Below are 403 nucleotides of genomic sequence, written 5' to 3' on the forward strand. Positions count from 1 at the left end.
CCTTGATGCGAGCCGCCTCCAGCCGGGCGAGCACGTCCTCCAGCAGCGGCTGGAAGCGCTGGCCCGCGGCGGTGAGCGCGGCCGGGTGCGCGCTGCGGTCGAACAGCTCGGCGCCCACCCAGTCCTCCAGCGCACGGATGTGGCGGCTGAACGCGGGCTGCGCGATGGCGCGGGCCTCGGCCGCGCGCGAGAAATTGCCGCTCTCGGCGAGGGCGAGGAAATCCTCCAGCCACTCCAGATCCAGCGGTCGGTTGCCGGGGCCCATGCGTCTCCTGGCGCGTGCCGGGCACGCGGATAGTTGTATGCGATTCGGGTATTGGACGGCCGCGGGCAGGGCGGGAATCATCCGCTGCGTTCCCCTTCCTTTTCCACCAACGATCCAACGACGGGACCATCCCGGAAC

At 70.7% G+C, this 403-nt stretch carries 1 protein-coding gene; it reads right to left on the bottom strand.

Annotated features, from left to right (window positions below; translation table 11 throughout):
- The coding region (locus AC066S_RS39815) for a LysR family transcriptional regulator (protein ID WP_478272065.1) at positions 1–265 on the bottom strand (265 nt) is incomplete at its 3' end.
- Positions 266–403 lie beyond the last annotated feature (138 nt).

This window comes from Bradyrhizobium sp. CFUWI (genome assembly GCF_056429085.1).